Raw genomic sequence first — 18,585 nt, forward strand, 5'->3', positions numbered from 1 at the left:
GCCATTAGCTCAGTTGGTAGAGCATCTGACTTTTAATCAGAGGGTCGAAGGTTCGAGTCCTTCATGGCTCACCATTTATATATGCGGGTGTGGCGGAATTGGCAGACGCACCAGACTTAGGATCTGGCGCCGCAAGGCGTGGGGGTTCGACTCCCTTCACCCGCACCATTTTCATTTTAATATTTGCGGAAGTAGTTCAGTGGTAGAACATCACCTTGCCAAGGTGAGGGTCGCGGGTTCGAATCCCGTCTTCCGCTCCATATGCGCCCGTAGCTCAATTGGATAGAGCGTTTGACTACGGATCAAAAGGTTAGGGGTTCGACTCCTCTCGGGCGCGTTTTGTTTCGGGAAGTAGCTCAGCTTGGTAGAGCACTTGGTTTGGGACCAAGGGGTCGCAGGTTCGAATCCTGTCTTCCCGACCACGAATACTTTCTAGGGGCCTTAGCTCAGCTGGGAGAGCGCCTGCTTTGCACGCAGGAGGTCAGCGGTTCGATCCCGCTAGGCTCCACCAATTCAATTTTTATACAATATATACTATGGCGGTGTAGCTCAGCTGGCTAGAGCGTACGGTTCATACCCGTGAGGTCGGGGGTTCGATCCCCTCCGCCGCTATTGCTTTTCTATTAATGGAGGAATACCCAAGTCTGGCTGAAGGGATCGGTCTTGAAAACCGACAGGGGTGTTAAAGCCCGCGGGGGTTCGAATCCCTCTTCCTCCGCCATTAATATTTATTATCGCGGGGTGGAGCAGTCCGGTAGCTCGTCGGGCTCATAACCCGAAGGTCGCAGGTTCAAATCCTGCCCCCGCAATCTGGTCCGGTAGTTCAGTTGGTTAGAATGCCTGCCTGTCACGCAGGAGGTCGCGGGTTCGAGTCCCGTCCGGACCGCCATTTACATATTCATTATTTTGGCTCAGTAGCTCAGTCGGTAGAGCAAAGGACTGAAAATCCTTGTGTCGGCGGTTCGATTCCGTCCTGAGCCATCTTTTATGGCGGTTGTGGCGAAGTGGTTAACGCATCGGATTGTGGTTCCGACATTCGTGGGTTCGATTCCCATCAGCCGCCCCATTGCGGGTGTAGTTTAGTGGTAAAACCTCAGCCTTCCAAGCTGATGATGAGGGTTCGATTCCCTTCACCCGCTTAAATAGGGGCCTATAGCTCAGCTGGTTAGAGCGCACGCCTGATAAGCGTGAGGTCGATGGTTCGAGTCCATTTAGGCCCACCATTTATATTATTCCGCAGTAGCTCAGTGGTAGAGCATTCGGCTGTTAACCGAACGGTCGTAGGTTCGAATCCTACCTGCGGAGCCATATGGAGAAGTACTCAAGTGGCTGAAGAGGCGCCCCTGCTAAGGGTGTAGGTCGGGCAACCGGCGCGAGGGTTCAAATCCCTCCTTCTCCGCCATTTGGCCCCTTGGTCAAGCGGTTAAGACACCGCCCTTTCACGGCGGTAACACGGGTTCGAATCCCGTAGGGGTCATAAAAAAGAAGCTGTCAACTTATGTTGACAGCTTCTTTTTTATGTTGCTAACACTTTTCAGATGTTACATTTTCTATCATTAAATGTCAAAATAATTTGAAAAATAACAAGGGATTTTTATACTTAAGACGAATTATTTAAGAAAGAGTAATGTAATACAAGGAGTGGAATGAATTAAAATGAATACAACTGCATACCCAACTGAATTCGAAATGCACTTGTTTCATGAAGGAAATTTATTTAAGGCATACGAATTGTTTGGATCACACCGTCATAAAGAAGGAGATCATTGGGTTACTTGTTTTACTATCTATGCGCCACATGCCTCCTCAATATCATTAGTGGGTTCTTTTAATCATTGGAACGCCGAAGGTTTTTCATTGAAAAAAGTAAATAATGAGGGGATATGGAGAATTCAGCTAGAAGGAGATTTAACAGGAGAAATTTATAAATATTCAATTAAGAACAAGGATGGACAAATTTCCTTAAAGGCTGATCCCTTTGCTTTTTATTCAGAATTACGACCTAGAACTGCTTCAATTGTTTATACTTTAGAAGATTACAAATGGAATGATCTACAATGGCAAAAGGAAAAACAACATAGGAAAGCATTTACAGAACCTATGATAATATATGAGATGCATCTAGGTACATGGAAAAAGAGGAATGGCCTTTTATTGACATACAATGAACTAGCAAAAGAAATCATTCCTTACGTCAAGGAGCATGGTTTTACACATATTGAATTGATGCCTATAATTGAACACCCATATGATCGTTCTTGGGGCTATCAAGGAACAGGCTATTACTCGGCTACTAGTAGATATGGTGAGCCAAAAGATTTAATGCTTTTTATCGATCAATGTCATCAAAATAATATCGGTGTTATTTTAGATTGGGTACCAGGGCATTTCTGTAAAGATCAACATGGGCTATATTGTTTAGATGGTGAATATGTTTATGAATACGAAACAGAAGGCGATCGGGAAAATTTTGTTTGGGGTACAGCTAATTTTAATTTAAGTAAAACAGAGGTTCATAGTTTCCTCATATCCAATGCTATTTTTTGGATGGAAAAATATCATGTCGATGGTTTTAGAATTGATGCAGTATCCAATATCATTTTTTGGCCTAATAACGAGAATAGAGAAAATCCATTTGGTATTCAATTTTTACAGAAATTAAATAAAGCTGTGTTTGCTTATGATCCCTCTATTTTGATGATGGCTGAGGATTCTACAGATTGGCCCCAAGTAACTGCTCCTGTTCACTATGGCGGATTAGGTTTCAGTTATAAATGGAATATGGGTTGGATGAATGATGTATTATCTTATATGGAGAAACCTCCACAAGAGAGGCAATACCACCATAATAAAATGACTTTTTCATTAATGTATGCCAACTCAGAAAATTTTATATTACCGTTATCACATGATGAAGTTGTCCATGGGAAGAAATCACTGTTAGACAAGATGCCAGGAGATTATTGGCAAAAATTTGCCCAATATCGTTTGCTCTTAGGTTTTATGATGACCCATCCAGGTAAAAAGCTGTTATTTATGGGGTTTGAACTAGGACAATTTGCCGAGTGGAAAGATGAAGAAGAGTTGGATTGGCACTTACTTCAGTATGAAATGCATGCAAAAACGAATCATTATGTGAAGAAGTTAATAAAGTTATATAAGAGGTCTAAATCATTATATGAATGGGACCACAAATCAGAAGGTTTTGAGTGGATTGATGCTAATAACCATCAGCAATCCATTTTTTCATTTATTCGTAAAGGAGTAGAAGAACAAGAAATATTAATTGTTGTATGTAACTTTTCCCCTCAAGTATATATGAATTATCGAATCGGTGTTCCTAAAAATGGGAGTTATAGAGAAGTGTTTAATAGTGATAATAATGAATTTGGTGGCTCTCATTGTATTAATAAGCGAGTATTAAAAACAAAAAACCTATCCTACCATGGAAAGCCATACAGTATCGAAATGACGATACCACCATTCGGTATTTCTGTTTTACGTCCTGTTAGAAAAAGAAAAAGGAGTGATGTTGTGAATGACTAATAAGAAATGTGTAGCGATGCTGCTTGCTGGAGGCAAAGGAAGCCGCCTCAATTCTTTGACGAAGGATCTTGCTAAACCAGCTGTCCCTTTTGGAGGTAAATACCGCATCATCGATTTTACACTTAGTAATTGCACAAATTCAGGTATCGATACAGTTGGTGTACTAACTCAATACCAACCGCTTATTCTTAATTCATATATTGGCATTGGAAGTGCATGGGATTTGGATAGAAGAAATGGCGGTGTGACAGTACTTCCCCCTTACAGTGAATCTTCTGAAGTTAAATGGTATACAGGTACGGCAAGTGCCATTTATCAAAACATCAATTATTTAGAGCAACATAACCCCGAATATGTATTAATTTTATCAGGTGATCATATTTACAAAATGAATTATGATTTAATGCTAGATTACCATATTAATAAAGAGGCTGATGCGACAATCTCCGTTATTGAGGTCCCATGGCATGAAACCAATCGTTTTGGTATTATGAATACTTCTGTAGATATGAGAATAGAAGAATTTGAAGAAAAACCTGAGCAAGCAAAGAATAATTTAGCATCAATGGGTATTTATATTTTTAAATGGTCGGTATTAAATGAGTTTTTACAAAAGGATAATCAAAATAAGGATTCAAGCCATGATTTTGGCAAAGATATTATTCCTGAGATGTTGAAGTTAAATAAGAAACTTTATGCCTATCCTTTTAGTGGTTATTGGAAAGACGTCGGCACCGTTCAAAGCCTATGGGAAGCGAATATGGATTTATTAGATGAAAATTGTGAGTTAAATCTTTTTGATCAAAACTGGAGAATTTACTCAGTTAACCCTAACCATCCTCCACAATATATTTCTCCACAAGCAAAAGTAAAACAATCTTTAGTAAATGAAGGCTGTACGATAGAAGGCAAAGTAATCAAATCAGTTCTCTTTCAAGGTGTAGCGATTGATAAAGGTTCTGTTATCAAAGAGTCAGTAGTTATGCCAAATACAAGGATTGGTAAGAATGTCATATTAGAAAAAGTCATTGTCCCTTCAAATATGGTTATACCAGATGGGACAGTAATTAAAGAAAGAAAAGAAACAAGTGAAGCATTGTTAATCACGCCAGATAGTATTTGTCATTATGCATAAATGTAGAACCGTATGATTTTTACTGGGGGGATATGATTGAATAATCGTTTATTAGGAGTCATTGATGCGACAACTTATCATAAGGGATTGGATGAGTTAACCCTTCATCGTTCGTTAGCTGCTGTTCCTTTTGCTGGAAGATATAGACTAATAGATTTCATTCTCTCTAATATGGTCAACTCGGGAATAGAGAGTGTGGCGATTTTTCCGAAATATCAATACCGATCTTTGATGGATCATCTAGGGTCGGGGAAGAACTGGGATCTAGATAGAAAAAGGGATGGCCTTTTTTTCTTCCCATCACCGATGATTGATAGTTCTAATAGTGGGATTGGTTCATTTAATCATTTTGCTGCAAACATTGATTATTTTTATCGTAGTTCACAAGATTATGCGTTAATTGCCAATTGCTATACCGTTTGTAATATTGATTTCTCACCAGTTTTACAGCGGCATATTCAATCTGGCTGCGATATTACTTCTATTCAACAGCTGAATCAACCTTTAGAAATGTATTTGGTCAAGAAAGATCTTTTAATAGAGATGATTCAAACCCGAAGACAAACAGGGTATACATGCATTAGCGATATTATGGCTGATATTCATCAACCTTACACAATATGTCATTATGAATATAAGGGTGAGGCAGTAACGATCGATTCTGTCCATTCTTATTTTCAAGCGAGCATGGAACTGCTAACCCCTGATGTCTGGAAAAATTTATTTTCTAGAGATTTTCCAATCTATACAAAAGTAAAAGATGAACCACCAACAAGATATCTAAATGGTTGTGAAGTAAAGAATGCTATTGTGGCAAACGGTTGCCAAATAGAAGGTAAAGTAGAAAACAGTATTATTGCTAGGGGTGTAAAAGTTGGTAAAAATACGATAGTAAGAAACTCTGTGATTATGCAGAAATGTGAGATTCAAGAGGGGTGTGTATTAGATTCTGTTATTTTAGATAAAGATGTGAAAATAGAAACCGGAACCTGCTTAACAGGCACACAATCGGTCCCTTTTGTTGTTAAAAAAGGGTCAATTCAAGGAGCGTTGATGAATTCGTGAAAGTATTATTTGCCGTCTCAGAATGTGTCCCTTTTATTAAATCAGGTGGATTAGCAGATGTCGCAGGTTCGTTACCGAAGGAATTAACTAAACAAGGGACGGAAGTAAGAGTAATTTTACCGAAGTATGGAAAACTCCCCGATTTATATAAGAATAAGACAAAAAAGATAGCAGAATTCGTAGTCGCTGTAGGCTGGCGCAAGCAATATTGTGGAATTGAAGTGCTAGAGTTAAATGATATTACTTTTTATTTTGTAGATAATGAATACTATTTTAAGAGAGAACAATTATATGGATACGATGATGATGGTGAACGATTTGCTTATTTTAATAGAGCTGTATTAGAAACACTGGCACAGCTCGACTATTATCCTGATATTATCCATTGCCATGATTGGCATACAGGCATGATTCCTTTTTTATTAAGAGTACATTATCAAAAAAGAAGTAGATATGAATTGATAAAAACAGTTTTTACGATTCATAATCTACACTTTCAAGGAGTCTTTCCTAAAGATGCCATTTATGATTTGTTAGGGTTGGACTTTGAGTATTATCGTGAAGACCAATTAAAGTATTATGATTGTATTAATTTTATGAAAGGTGCCATAGTAGCAGCTGATCAAATCACAACTGTAAGTCCTACGTATAGAGATGAGATTTTAACAGATTATTTTGGTGAGGGATTAAATGGTTTGTTACAGGAAAGAAATGACCGTTTAATTGGGATATTGAATGGAATTGATGAAGACGTCTATCACCCAGAGAAAGATGCGACGATTTATCAAGCATTTCATTCAGAGCAATGGCTATTAAAGAAGGAAAATAAGGCATATTTACAAAAAATATTCGGTTTAAAGATAGAGCGGGATACCCCCATTGTAGCTATGGTCACAAGGTTAACAAAACAAAAAGGTATGGACTTAGTAGAGAGAGTATTCGATGAAATGATGCAAGAAAATGTACAGTTTATTCTTATTGGTACAGGCGATGGAGCGTTTGAAGATTTCTTCAGAAGAATGGAAGCAAATTACGGGGAAAAATGTAAATGTTATATTGGCTTCAATGAAGAAGTTGCCCATCAAGTATATGCGGGTGCTGATTTATTTTTGATGCCGTCTAAGTTCGAGCCTTGTGGATTAGGTCAGCTCATTGCGATGAAGTATGGTGCCATTCCTATAGTTAGGGAAACAGGTGGGTTGAATGATACCGTACAGTCTTATAATGAACAGACAGGTGAGGGCTGGGGCTTCAGTTTTAAAAATTTTAACGCACATGATATGCTCTATACTTATCGTCGAGCACTAGCGTACTATCGGAATCAACCACTGTGGAGCCAATTGGTTATAACTGCTATGGAAAAAGATTATAGTTGGGCACAATCTGCTTTTAAATATAATCAATTATATTCAGATGTGATCTCTAGGAGTGAGAGCCATGTTTTCTAATACGGAGGATTTTAAAGAGGCGTTTTTAAAGAAGCTAGAGATGACATGCGGAAAGAGCTTTGCCGATAGTACAGAAAAAGATCATTACTATACATTAGGGTTATTAATTCGTGAGTATGTAAGTACGGAATGGATTAATACCAATGAGCGTTACAGGATAGACCAAGTAAAGCAAGTTTATTATTTGTCGATAGAGTTTTTATTAGGCCGACTCCTTCGAAACAACTTATTAAATTTAGGGATAGAGCAAGTGGTATCTGCTGGGTTGCAAGATTTAGGTATCGAATTAAGTTCTTTAGAGGAAGTAGAATCAGATGCAGGATTGGGTAATGGAGGTTTAGGCCGATTAGCAGCCTGTTTCCTGGACTCATTAGCTTCTCTTAATTTGCCTGGCCATGGTTGTGGGATTAGATACAAGCACGGGTTATTTGAACAAAAAGTGGTTGATGGATATCAAGTCGAACTACCCGATCAATGGTTAAGAAATGGTCATGTCTGGGAAGTGAGAAAGGCAGATCTATCAGTTGAAATTCCGTTTTGGGGAGAAGTAGATATACGTGAAGAAAATGGCAGACAAGTGTTTCAACACATCGATGCTGAAAGAGTAACTGCAGTACCATATGATATGCCAGTCGTCGGGTATCATACTGAAACGATTAATACACTGAGATTATGGAGTGCAGAGCCAGTCCGTTATCCTACCAATCAAGATGTTTTAAAATATAAAAAAGAGACAGAAGCAATATCTGAGTTTTTATATCCTGATGATACGCAAGATGAAGGCAAGATACTGAGGTTAAAACAACAATATTTTTTAGTTCGTGCCAGTCTTCAGTCGATCATACGCTCATTTAAACGACAGCATAAGAATATGAAGGTGTTCCATCAATATATTAGTATTCATATTAATGATACGCATCCAGTATTAGCGATTCCAGAATTAATGAGGATATTCATTGATGAAGAGAAGCTTGGTTGGGATGATGCTTGGGAAGTAACTACAAAAACGATCTCTTACACGAATCATACGACCTTATCTGAAGCACTAGAAAAATGGCCAGTTCGCATTTTCCAACCGTTATTACCAAGAATTTATATGATTGTAAATGAAATCAATGAACGGTTCTGTGCAAAGCTTTGGGAAAAGTATCCTGGCGAATGGCAGCATATCGAAAACATGGCGATTATTGCCCATGACCAAGTAAAAATGGCTCATCTGGCTATTGTAGGTAGCCATAGTGTAAATGGAGTGGCTGCGCTTCATACCGAGATATTAAAATATCGGGAAATGCATTCATTTTATCAATTTTTTCCTAAGAAGTTTAATAATAAGACAAACGGCATTACGCATCGTAGCTGGTTACTTAAATCTAATCAGTCGCTTGCTGATTTGATAACAGAAAGATTAGGAGCGGAGTGGATTCGTGATCCAGAGCAATTAGCCCTATTATTAAAATATGAAAATGATCGAGACTTGTTAACGAGACTCGCTGATATTAAACATGCGAATAAAGAAAATCTTGCCGATCGTATTTTTACGCAAACAGGGATAAAAATAGATACACATTCCATATTCGATATTCAAGTTAAGAGACTACATGCTTATAAGAGACAACTATTAAATATTTTTCATGTCATGTATTTATATAATCGACTCAAAGAAGATGAGAGTTTTAGCATGCACCCCCGTACCTTCATTTTTGGTGCGAAAGCTTCTCCAGGCTATTATTTTGCCAAGAAAGTAATAAAGCTCATTAATACTGTTGCGAAAAAGGTAAATAATGATCCTAAAACAAATGAATTTCTTAAGGTGATCTTCCTAGAGAACTATCGGGTATCACTAGCAGAAGATGTTTTTCCTGCAGCAGACATTAGTGAGCAAATTTCGACGGCAAGTAAAGAGGCATCGGGAACGGGAAATATGAAATTCATGATGAATGGTGCGATTACTGTTGGAACGATGGATGGTGCTAATGTTGAAATTTATGAACGCGTTGGTGACGAGAATATTTTTATTTTCGGCATGCGCTCTGATGAGGTCAATCATTATTATGCACATGGTGGCTATCAAGCGACTGAATATTATCATCATGATCATCGAATCCGACAAGTCATGGACCAGCTGAAAAACGGTTTCTTCCCTGATGTATTTGATGAATTTGAACCGATTTATGATTCACTCATTATGGAAAATGACCAGTATTTTGTTTTGCGTGATTTCTCTAGCTATGTTCATATTCAGGAAAAAGCGGGATACGCTTATGAAAAACAGGAGAAATGGCGGAAGATGAGCCTAAACAATATCGCTAAATCGGGTTACTTTTCTAGCGACCGAACAATTAATGAATATGCTCAAGGGATATGGGGGATTAAATAGAAAAAGCAGTGGTGTGCTTCATTATTCACACTACTGCTCTTTATTTATATTGACCTACATCTACACTTTTAAAAAAAGTATAAATGCTGAAAAAATGTCTAACCTTCTTATTCATCTAACCTCATTTGTTCTTCAATCAAAATAGTTTGGGTCTGTTAATCGTAGTAGGGGCATCGTGCAACAGCGGAATGCACCACCGGATTTTATGATTTCAGAAATATTTACTTCGATTACTTCAAAGCCTCTTTGACTGAGGGCTCGATTTACTTGTGTATTGATTGGTTGTGAGAATACTTGTCTATTACCTACAGAAAGGACATTTGTTCCTAGCGTGAACTGTTCTTCTTTCGAAACCTCAATAATGTCATATCTTGAATATAAATATTCTTCTACTTTTTCATCCATTTGTCCTGGATAGAGGAGTGCTTCTGTAGGAGACAGTACGTTAAAAATGCAGTCTAAATGTAAAAAGGATTTAGTGAATGGGACTGGTAATACTTTCATATGTGGTAATTTAGATTGTAAATAGTGAATACCAACCGTATCTGAACGATCACTTTGTCCAATATATACGGTATCTTGATCGATAATGACATCTCCACCTTCGACATGACCATGCTTTATATTGTTATAAGATACATGGTGGGATTCTAACCACTCATGTAAAATATCTTCCTCACCATGCCTGATTTTCGTTGCCATCGCAGCAATAAATACGGTGTGCCCAAGGGTGAAACCAATGTCACGGGTAAACACTTGTTCAGGATAGTTTTGACCTGGTGGTAAAAGCACGACCTCAATCCCTAAACCTTCTAATTCTGCTACAAATTTTTGATGCTGAATGATGGCTTGCTCTACATTAAAGCCTTTATCAGAATACCTTCTTTGGGTTTCATTGATTTGATTTTCAATATTCATGTAAGTTGGTTCGCATAATATGACCGTTTTTAATCGATCGTACTCTGTACTACATTGTGCTTTATATTGACTATCCAGCATCTTTCATCCTCCTTACAACCTTTTGTGAAATAACATCCTTTGTATCTATTCTGTTTAGCATCTTATTATGGGTGAATGCAGGATGTATTAAGTACTTGTCGTCTTAAAATGTTTAATAGGTAGGTTTAACTGCTGCTTTTCTTATAATATGACCTAGTTCAAATACTTTAGTCGGTTTCTAGATGTGCCGTTGGTGACTACAATAAGTGAAAAATTGCGATAATTATCCATTTATTTTATCATTTTATGTTACGCTAAACAGAGGTTGATTGCTAAAAAAGTAATAAAAAAGCGCCTTATATTATAAAAGGCGCTTAGCAAAGTGCTACTGATTTTATAGAATATATCCCATTAATAATCCTATAGAAAGTAGTAATCCAAATACAGTGTTTGTTTGGGCAGTATTTTTCATTGCTGGGACCATCTCATATGCGATCGTCTTGCCTTTAAATCCTTTAATAGCATTGATTGGTTTCGAGGCACTTAGCACAACGAGTGCAAGCCACGGTGAAACAATTTGCATTACAATTAAAATAAATACCCATATATAAGAAACAATAAACATGCCCGCTAATAATTTTACGGCTTTTGGACGTCCGATTAAAATAGCTAACGTTTTTCGACCAAATTCTTTGTCTCCATCTAAGTCTCGAATATTATTAGAGAGCATAATACCACCAACTAATAACAGACTAGGAATGGCGACAAGAACACTTGTCGTAGTTACGGTGCCTGTTTGAATAAAAAATGAGATTAAAATAAGTAACATACCCATAACAAAACCAGAAATAATCTCACCAAAAGGTGTATAGGCAATGGGGAATGGCCCTCCTGTGTATAAATAGCCAATAGCCATACCTAGAAGTCCAACAGCAGCTAACCACCAGCTGCTATTCATGCAAATGTAAATACCAATTAAGATGGATGCGCCGTATAACCCTAGAGCGGAGTTAAGTACAACATGTGGTTTAATTCCTTCTCTAACAATGGCTCCACCAATCCCTACAGACTCAGCTGTGTCATTGCCACGTTTAAAGTCATAATATTCATTGAACATATTCGTTGCAATTTGAAGGAAAAGACTAGCAACCATCATGGCGATGAAAAGGCCAATATTTATCGACGTTTCATAAATAGCCAATGCGGTACCTAGTAGTACAGGAACAAAGGCAGCGGTTAATGTATGTGGACGCGTTAATTGCCACCAGATTTTCCATTTCTTCTTCGTGGAAGGTGGCGTGTTTATATTAGGTTGTGTTTGCACTTTTTAGTACCTCCAATTAAATCAAATAAAACAAATCACTTCCTTAAGTTTAGGTAAAGTCCTATTGAGTGTCAATTGAATTTTGCAAGAAGCGAAGGAGGATATTTCCTACTAAAGTACGAACAGTGCTTATTTTACTCTAAATAATATATAATAAGGAAGTGTATTGATTGGAATGATTGACAGCTTTTAAGCAAGAGGTGTATCTTTAAGGAATGAAGAATAGCAGCTGATTGTAGCTGTTATTGGAGGGATTTTTTTGTTTACTTTACAGCACACAGAATTTAAAGAAGGGTTTATTGAAGCGTTATCGAAAGCACAACGAACGAACCATGATATTTTATTTAGTAAGGTTTGTGAGATAGATTGCATAGATCCTTTAGCTTTTTTTGGAGCAGGAAAAATGACAGAACTAGGTGATCGGTTTTTTTGGACAGGTTCTGATAATGAGGTTGTAATAATTGGTGTTGGTATTAACTATTTATTTCAATCGGATCAGACTACTGACCGCTTTTTTTATGTGCAAAAAAGGTGGCAGTCATTGCTTGATGAGGCAATAATCCATAATTCTTACTCTATCGATGCGATTGGCCCAACAATATTTGGTGGATTCACTTTCGATCCTTTGAAAGAGAAGACCGAATTATGGAGCCAATATAAGCATACAGATTTTCATCTACCGCAGTATATGTGCACCATGACTGGTGGCCGTACTTTTTTAACAACGAATATGCTTGTTCATCCAAACGATAGAGAAGATCGTATAGAAGATATGTTAGAGGAACGTAGGCAATTGTTACAAAATGCGAAAATATTTCCTACTATTAAAAATAACAAGGTGATTGCCCAACAAGAGGTAGCGCCTAGAGAATGGAAGAAAGCTGTCGCAAAAGTAGTAGATGAGATGAGAAACGACGTTATACAAAAAGTTGTTTTAGCAAGAGAAACGAGGCTTACTTTTGCTAATACTGTACAAATTGAAAGCGTCCTACAAAACCTTTTAGACAAGCAAAAAAACAGCTTTATTTTTGCCTTTGAGTCAGGATCCGATTGTTTTATTGGAGCGACACCAGAACGGTTAGTGAAAAAACAAGGCCATACGCTTTATACAACTTGTTTAGCAGGCTCAATAAAAAGAGGAGAGACGAAGGAAGAGGATGAAGTTCTCGGGAAAGAATTATTACAAGACGAAAAAAATCTCCAAGAGCATCAATATGTTGTAGATATGATTCGTCAAGCGATGGAAATGGTAGGTACAGAAGTCGACATACCTGACGGCCCTCAGCTTTTAAAATTAAGAGATATTCAACACCTTTATACTCCAGTTATTGCAGAAACTAGTAAGGAAGGTTCGCTCTTTGCAATTATAGAAAAACTGCACCCAACACCAGCTCTTGGTGGCGTTCCGACAGAAAAAGCTGTGGAAGCCATTAGGAATTTGGAGATATTAGACAGAGGTTTATATGGCAGTCCAATTGGCTGGCTGGATTATCAAGGCAATGGCGATTTTGCAGTTGCTTTGCGATCGGGATTAATTCAAGATAATGAGGCTTCGATATTTGCTGGCTGTGGCATTGTGAAAGATTCTGAAGTTGAAAGTGAATTTCAGGAAACGAAAATTAAGTTTAGACCAATGTTATCAGCGCTTGGAGGGGAAATAAAATGAGCCATCAACAGGCTTTAACAAAATACATTGCAGCTTTCATTACTGAGCTAGTAAAAAATGGCGTAGAAGATGTGGTTGTCAGTCCTGGATCCCGCTCTACGCCCATGGCTATGGTAATGGCAGAGCACCCAGATCTTCAAGTTCATATCCATGTTGATGAACGTTCGGCCGCTTTTTTTGCTCTTGGCATGGCCAAAGGTACAAAACGTCCAGTTGCCATTTTATGTACTTCGGGTACAGCTGCGGCAAATTACTATCCTGCGATAATTGAAGCGTTTTACTCTCGAGTACCTCTACTTGTCTTTACTGCAGACCGTCCTCATGAACTAAGAGATATAGGTGCGCCACAAGCGATCGACCAAATTCAAATGTACGGAAAAAATGTCAAATGGTTTGCAGAAATGGCACCACCTGAGAATGCTGCTTCGATGATTAATTATGTCCGTACAACTGCTGTGAGAGCAGTTGCTACTGCGAAAAGGAACCCAGCAGGCCCTGTTCATTTGAATTTTCCGTTTAGGGAACCGCTTATTCCCGATCTAAATGATCCGGAGATTTTCCATAGTTCTTCTAGAGAAGAAAAGTATATGACAGTGTCATCATCTTTTTTAACAGTAGATGATGCCAGGTTTGATACGATGGCGCAAACGGTCTCAACATATAAAAAAGGTTTGATTATCTGCGGGCCGATGGATGATGCTGACCTTTCGCATAAGATTGTTGAACTTGGAAAGGTGTTACAATTTCCAATTATTGCTGATCCACTTTCACAATTACGCAGTGGACGCCATGAACAGAGCCAAATCATTGATGCATATGATGCCATTTTAAAAAGTGAGACAGCGAAAGTTGAGTTGCAACCTGAGTTAATCATTCGTTTTGGAGCGATGCCCGTATCGAAACCGTTGCTACTGTTTATGAAGCAGTATCCGGAAACGCGGCAATTAATTGTTGATGGTGGCGGCGGTTTCAGAGACCCTTCATTGTTATCAACAGATATGATTTATTGTGATGAGAAACAATTTTGTGAAGAACTGACTCTCCGTGCCAATGCTAGACAAGAGAATGACTATCTAACTTTATGGCAGGACGTTAATGATGTGGCAAAAAGTGAAATGGTAAAAGTGTTGGAAATAGAACAACTCAATGAGGGAAAGATTTTTGCGCAGTTAGGTCAGTTACTGCCTGAAGAGGCTACGATTTTCGTTGGGAATAGCATGCCCATTCGGGATTTAGATAGCTTTTATTTTGGCAATAACAAATCGATGAGGATTTTAGGTAATAGAGGAGCAAATGGTATTGACGGTACGATTTCCACAGCTCTTGGTGTGGCTATGCATGCACAACCGCTATACCTAATCGTTGGAGATTTGACTTTCTTCCACGACTTGAATGGATTGATTGCTAGTAAACTCTACCATATTCCTATTACAGTGATTGTTATAAATAATAACGGTGGAGGGATCTTCTCTTTCCTACCACAGTCAGAACACCCGAAGCATTTTGAATTATTGTTTGGAACGCCTTTGAACATTGATTTCTCACACAGTGTAACAATGTTTGGTGGAGATTATATAAAGGTGGAAGATTGGCAGCAGTTCTCGGAAGCAATTGAAACGGAGACATCTCATTTAAAGGTAATTGAGGTTATGACCAATAGAGAAAATAATGTAAGAGAACATCGGAATTTGTGGGAATCTGTTTCCCGGGAAATAGATAAGAGAATAAAGGACGAAGACTAATGGACTTTTTCTTCAAAAATGTGAAATATCATGTCGAAACTTTCGGTAATGGAGAGCCGATCATGGCGCTTCATGGATTTACAGGGTATGGCAATAGTTGGCGATTTTATTCAGAAGAAATATCTGATCGAACCATCATTGCACCGGATATTATTGGTCACGGGCAGTCAGATTCACCGGAAGATATTTCTCATTATCAAATAGAAGAACAAGCGGCTATGCTTGCCCATTTAATAGACATTATGAAGTTAAATAAAGTTGATGTAGTGGGCTATTCAATGGGCGGGCGATTAGCCATTACCTTTGCTCTGCTTTTTCCAGAAAAAGTCCATCGCCTGATCCTTGAGAGTACCACACCAGGAATCGACTCTAGTGAAGATAGAGCATTACGCATAAAAAATGATATGAAAATTTGTCAAATGATTAAAGATAAAGAAATAGAGGGATTTGTGAATTATTGGGAAAACATCCCTTTGTTTGCAAGTCAAAAGAGATTAACAGCACGTAAGAGAGAGCAGGTACGGAGGCAACGACTGAGAAATAACCCTCAAGGGTTAATAAACAGTCTTATTGGGATGGGGACGGGTGCGCAACCTAGTTGGTGGACAGCGATCGCGGAGCTTCAGATGCCAGTCCTTATTTTAACAGGTTCAATCGATCAAAAGTTTTGCATGATTGGTGAAGAAATGTCTAAGCGTATTCAGCATGCTACACATCATACGATTGAAGAATCGGGCCATACCGTTCACCTTGAAAAACCTTTACAGTATGTGGCTGAAATAGAGAAGTTTTTATTGGAAACATCAACCTGTTAGAAGAAAATCATGAAAAAAGGTGTGTTTTTCGTCAATTATTGCTAAAATATGATAGGAAGCACTATTAAAACTACAAATTGAGTTAGTAATTTAGAAGGAGGACTTTGAAATGTCAGCAGTAGAATGGGTAGCAGGCCGTAAGTATGAAGAAATTCTATATGAAACATATAACGGTATTGCCAAAATTACAATTAACCGTCCGCACGTACATAATGCATTCACACCTAAAACTGTAATGGAATTAATGGATGCATTTGCATACGCACGAGATGATTCTAATGTAGGTGTAATCGTTCTTACAGGAGCAGGAGATAAAGCTTTCTGTTCTGGTGGGGACCAAAAAGTCCGTGGACACGGCGGATATGTTGGAGATGACCAAATTCCTCGTTTGAACGTACTAGACTTACAACGATTGATTCGTGTCATTCCTAAACCTGTCATTGCAATGGTAAAAGGTTATGCTATTGGTGGTGGTCATGTTCTTCACGTTGTTTGTGATTTAACAATTGCTGCAGATAATGCTGTATTTGGTCAAACAGGCCCGAAAGTCGGTAGCTTTGACGCTGGTTATGGTTCTGGATACTTGGCGCGTCTTGTAGGACATAAGAAAGCGCGTGAAATTTGGTTCTTATGCCGTCAATATAACGCACAAGAAGCTTTAGACATGGGATTAGTTAATACAGTAGTACCACTTGAAAAAGTAGAAGAGGAAACGATTCAATGGTGTGAAGAAATTCTATCAAAAAGTCCAACTGCGATTCGTTTCTTAAAAGCTGCATTTAATGCAGATACAGATGGTCTAGCAGGCCTTCAGCAGTTTGCTGGAGATGCAACACTTCTTTACTATACTTCTGATGAAGCAAAAGAAGGTAGAGACGCATTTAAAGAAAAACGTGATCCTGACTTTGGACAATTCCCACGTTTCCCTTAATGAAATGATACAATGAGCAGCTTGATGGGATGACCATCAAGCTGTTTTGCCATTGTTTTTTAGGATTCGTTGTGACTATATTAAAGAAGGTGTCTGTTTTGTCTAATCAAGAGATGCAAAATTTTATTTATAAAAGGTTTTTATCTACTCCGAAAAGAGAAGCGTTTTATTATGAAGGAAAGAGTTATACTTTTGAAAACGTTTATAATGAGGCATATCGGTGGGCGGGTATCTTATCAGCAAAAGGAGTAAAGCAAACACAATTCGTTGGCGTACTGCTTAAGAATAATCTTCATTCGGTTTTCATTTTATTCGCTTTGCAACTTCTTGGCGTTAAAGCGGTAATATTAAACAGTAGGCTAACGAGTAAAGAAATTATTTGGCAATTACAGGATTCAGAGTCTGTCTTTTTTATTACGGAAGAAGCGTTTAAAAAAGTTCGAACTGATGTGGAAATGGAAGTACCATCCCTTCGTTTACTTGTTAAGGAGGAAATCGTAGATGATGATTACGAGGAGCCTTCCATTGTAAGTGAAGTCCGGTTAGATGATATTTGCACAATTATGTACACATCAGGAACGACAGGTCATCCAAAAGGTGTAATGCAAACTTACGGTAACCACTTATGGAGTGCAGTTGGCTCAAGTTTAAACCTTGGACTAAGAGATAATGATGTATGGTTATGTGCTGTTCCATTATTTCATATAAGCGGTTTCTCTATTCTTATGAGAGGACTCATTTATGGACATAAGATTGTACTATTAGATAGTTTCGATGCGGATAAAACGATTACACTGATCCGTGAGCAACAAGTGACAATTATGTCTGCAGTCAGTACGATGTTGAAGAAAATGGTAGAACGTTTGCAACAGCAGCCGTTGCACGTTTCATTTCGCTGTTTGTTGCTTGGAGGAGGACCGGCATCTCGTGCACTATTAGAGGATTCCGTTTCTTGTGGTATTCCGGTTTATCAAACATACGGGATGACAGAGACTTCTTCACAAATCGTGACATTATCACCTGAGGATAGTATGAAAAAGCTAGGTTCTGCTGGTAAAGCCTTATTCCCTTCTCAAGTAAAGATATGTAGAGAGACGGGTGAAGAGGCAGAGGCAAATGAATCTGGTGAAATTTTTGTTAAAGGGCCAAATGTAACAAGTGGTTATTTAGGTAAAGATGAGGCAACTGCTGAAAAAATTCAACAAGGTTGGCTAGCAACGGGGGATATAGGCCTTCTTGATGAGGATGGCTTTCTTTATGTGCTTGACCGTCGCTCTGATTTGATTATTTCAGGAGGAGAAAATGTGTATCCTGCTGAAGTAGAAGGAATTGTTGCTGCTCATCCAGCTGTAGATGATACAGGTGTGATTGGTATGAAAGATTCCACATGGGGAGAAGTGCCGGTAGCATTTGTTGTAATCAAGAAAAACGCAGAAGTTTCTCATAAAGAGCTTGAGGAATTTTGCCAAGAAAAATTAGCGAAGTACAAAATTCCGAAGAGATTTTTTATTGTCGATCAAATTCCAAGAAACGCAGCTAAAAAAATCCTGCGAAGAGAACTAAGAAAAATGGTACAAGTATTTTAAAGAAAGAAAAT

At 38.3% G+C, this 18,585-nt stretch carries 12 protein-coding genes and 16 tRNA genes; 26 read left to right on the forward strand and 2 right to left on the reverse strand.

The genetic code is table 11. The annotated features are described in order from the left end of the window. Window positions 1–83 precede the first annotated feature (83 nt). The 21 genes from H9655_RS00005 (at window position 84) to H9655_RS00105 (ending at window position 9,571) form a co-directional block, all read left to right on the forward strand. A tRNA-Leu gene (locus tag H9655_RS00005) sits at window positions 84–168 on the forward strand. Window positions 169–185: 17 nt separating this feature from the next. Beyond that, window positions 186–260 (forward strand) — tRNA-Gly (locus tag H9655_RS00010). A gap of 3 nt (window positions 261–263) precedes the next feature. Then, window positions 264–337, forward strand: a tRNA-Arg gene (locus H9655_RS00015). A gap of 8 nt (window positions 338–345) precedes the next feature. Further along, window positions 346–422 (forward strand) — tRNA-Pro (locus H9655_RS00020). Window positions 423–435: 13 nt separating this feature from the next. Beyond that, a tRNA-Ala gene (locus H9655_RS00025) sits at window positions 436–511 on the forward strand. 27 nt (window positions 512–538) lie between these two features. Then, a tRNA-Met gene (locus H9655_RS00030) sits at window positions 539–612 on the forward strand. A gap of 16 nt (window positions 613–628) precedes the next feature. Continuing rightward, window positions 629–721 (forward strand) — tRNA-Ser (locus H9655_RS00035). A 14-nt stretch (window positions 722–735) separates the two neighbouring features. Next, window positions 736–809, forward strand: a tRNA-Met gene (locus tag H9655_RS00040). A 3-nt stretch (window positions 810–812) separates the two neighbouring features. Then, a tRNA-Asp gene (locus H9655_RS00045) sits at window positions 813–889 on the forward strand. A 19-nt stretch (window positions 890–908) separates the two neighbouring features. After that, window positions 909–981: transfer RNA gene (locus H9655_RS00050), tRNA-Phe, on the forward strand. 9 nt (window positions 982–990) lie between these two features. Further along, a tRNA-His gene (locus tag H9655_RS00055) sits at window positions 991–1,066 on the forward strand. 2 nt (window positions 1,067–1,068) lie between these two features. Then, a tRNA-Gly gene (locus tag H9655_RS00060) sits at window positions 1,069–1,139 on the forward strand. 7 nt (window positions 1,140–1,146) lie between these two features. Then, window positions 1,147–1,223: transfer RNA gene (locus tag H9655_RS00065), tRNA-Ile, on the forward strand. A gap of 10 nt (window positions 1,224–1,233) precedes the next feature. Then, window positions 1,234–1,308 (forward strand) — tRNA-Asn (locus H9655_RS00070). Window positions 1,309–1,311: 3 nt separating this feature from the next. Next, window positions 1,312–1,402 (forward strand) — tRNA-Ser (locus H9655_RS00075). A 3-nt stretch (window positions 1,403–1,405) separates the two neighbouring features. Then, a tRNA-Glu gene (locus tag H9655_RS00080) sits at window positions 1,406–1,477 on the forward strand. 179 nt (window positions 1,478–1,656) lie between these two features. Beyond that, window positions 1,657–3,546 carry a 1,4-alpha-glucan branching enzyme gene (glgB, locus tag H9655_RS00085; RefSeq protein WP_191809693.1) on the forward strand — a complete coding sequence of 630 codons (1,890 nt, stop codon included), beginning with the start codon at window positions 1,657–1,659 and terminating at the stop codon, window positions 3,544–3,546. After that, the gene (locus tag H9655_RS00090; RefSeq protein WP_191809694.1) at window positions 3,539–4,681 is read left to right on the forward strand and encodes a glucose-1-phosphate adenylyltransferase; all 1,143 of its coding nucleotides are present in this window, start codon (window positions 3,539–3,541) and stop codon (window positions 4,679–4,681) included. Before glgB ends, H9655_RS00090 begins: the two co-directional genes overlap by 8 nt. Window positions 4,682–4,717: 36 nt before the next feature. Further along, entirely contained in the window at window positions 4,718–5,746 is a 1,029-nt protein-coding gene (locus H9655_RS00095) for a GlgC family sugar phosphate nucleotidyltransferase (RefSeq protein WP_191809711.1), read from the forward strand. Continuing rightward, on the forward strand, window positions 5,743–7,194 hold the full coding sequence (gene glgA, locus H9655_RS00100) for a glycogen synthase GlgA (RefSeq protein ID WP_191809713.1): 1,452 nt from the start codon (window positions 5,743–5,745) through the stop codon (window positions 7,192–7,194). Before H9655_RS00095 ends, glgA begins: the two co-directional genes overlap by 4 nt. Then, a complete protein-coding gene (locus H9655_RS00105; RefSeq protein WP_191809716.1) occupies window positions 7,184–9,571 on the forward strand; it encodes a glycogen/starch/alpha-glucan phosphorylase in 2,388 nt (795 codons plus the stop codon). Before glgA ends, H9655_RS00105 begins: the two co-directional genes overlap by 11 nt. A 132-nt stretch (window positions 9,572–9,703) precedes the next feature. Here the strand turns inward: H9655_RS00105 and H9655_RS00110 are convergent, their stop codons facing one another. Further along, the gene (locus H9655_RS00110; RefSeq protein ID WP_191809718.1) at window positions 9,704–10,570 is read right to left on the reverse strand and encodes a dimethylarginine dimethylaminohydrolase family protein; all 867 of its coding nucleotides are present in this window, start codon (window positions 10,568–10,570) and stop codon (window positions 9,704–9,706) included. Window positions 10,571–10,904: 334 nt separating this feature from the next. After that, on the reverse strand, window positions 10,905–11,834 hold the full coding sequence (locus H9655_RS00115) for a 1,4-dihydroxy-2-naphthoate polyprenyltransferase (RefSeq protein ID WP_191809720.1): 930 nt from the start codon (window positions 11,832–11,834) through the stop codon (window positions 10,905–10,907). A 259-nt stretch (window positions 11,835–12,093) separates the two neighbouring features. Between H9655_RS00115 and H9655_RS00120 the strand changes: the two genes are divergently transcribed. The 5 genes from H9655_RS00120 (at window position 12,094) to H9655_RS00140 (ending at window position 18,574) form a co-directional block, all read left to right on the forward strand. Next, the gene (locus H9655_RS00120; RefSeq protein WP_191809722.1) at window positions 12,094–13,500 is read left to right on the forward strand and encodes an isochorismate synthase; all 1,407 of its coding nucleotides are present in this window, start codon (window positions 12,094–12,096) and stop codon (window positions 13,498–13,500) included. Then, entirely contained in the window at window positions 13,497–15,242 is a 1,746-nt protein-coding gene (gene menD / locus H9655_RS00125; protein ID WP_191809724.1) for a 2-succinyl-5-enolpyruvyl-6-hydroxy-3-cyclohexene-1-carboxylic-acid synthase, read from the forward strand. Before H9655_RS00120 ends, menD begins: the two co-directional genes overlap by 4 nt. Further along, the gene (gene menH / locus H9655_RS00130; RefSeq protein WP_191809726.1) at window positions 15,242–16,057 is read left to right on the forward strand and encodes a 2-succinyl-6-hydroxy-2,4-cyclohexadiene-1-carboxylate synthase; all 816 of its coding nucleotides are present in this window, start codon (window positions 15,242–15,244) and stop codon (window positions 16,055–16,057) included. Before menD ends, menH begins: the two co-directional genes overlap by 1 nt. A gap of 109 nt (window positions 16,058–16,166) precedes the next feature. Next, complete coding sequence (gene menB, locus H9655_RS00135; protein WP_095372144.1) at window positions 16,167–16,988, forward strand: 1,4-dihydroxy-2-naphthoyl-CoA synthase; 822 nt, start codon at window positions 16,167–16,169, stop codon at window positions 16,986–16,988. Between the two features lie 98 nt (window positions 16,989–17,086). After that, complete coding sequence (locus tag H9655_RS00140; RefSeq protein WP_191809729.1) at window positions 17,087–18,574, forward strand: o-succinylbenzoate--CoA ligase; 1,488 nt, start codon at window positions 17,087–17,089, stop codon at window positions 18,572–18,574. Window positions 18,575–18,585 lie beyond the last annotated feature (11 nt).

It is taken from the genome of Cytobacillus stercorigallinarum, from assembly GCF_014836495.1.
GTDB classification, from domain to species: Bacteria; Bacillota; Bacilli; order Bacillales; family Cytobacillaceae; genus Cytobacillus; species Cytobacillus stercorigallinarum.

Excerpts from the sequence above, each read along its gene's own strand:
- menB (WP_095372144.1), top strand. The coding sequence starts at position 16,167 with ATGTCAGCAGTAGAATGGGTAGCAGGCCGTAAGTATGAAGAAATTCTA.
- H9655_RS00110 (WP_191809718.1), bottom strand. The coding sequence starts at position 10,570 with ATGCTGGATAGTCAATATAAAGCACAATGTAGTACAGAGTACGATCGA.
- H9655_RS00090 (WP_191809694.1), top strand. The coding sequence starts at position 3,539 with ATGACTAATAAGAAATGTGTAGCGATGCTGCTTGCTGGAGGCAAAGGA.
- menH (WP_191809726.1), top strand. The coding sequence starts at position 15,242 with ATGGACTTTTTCTTCAAAAATGTGAAATATCATGTCGAAACTTTCGGT.
- glgB (WP_191809693.1), top strand. The coding sequence starts at position 1,657 with ATGAATACAACTGCATACCCAACTGAATTCGAAATGCACTTGTTTCAT.
- menD (WP_191809724.1), top strand. The coding sequence starts at position 13,497 with ATGAGCCATCAACAGGCTTTAACAAAATACATTGCAGCTTTCATTACT.
- H9655_RS00105 (WP_191809716.1), top strand. The coding sequence starts at position 7,184 with ATGTTTTCTAATACGGAGGATTTTAAAGAGGCGTTTTTAAAGAAGCTA.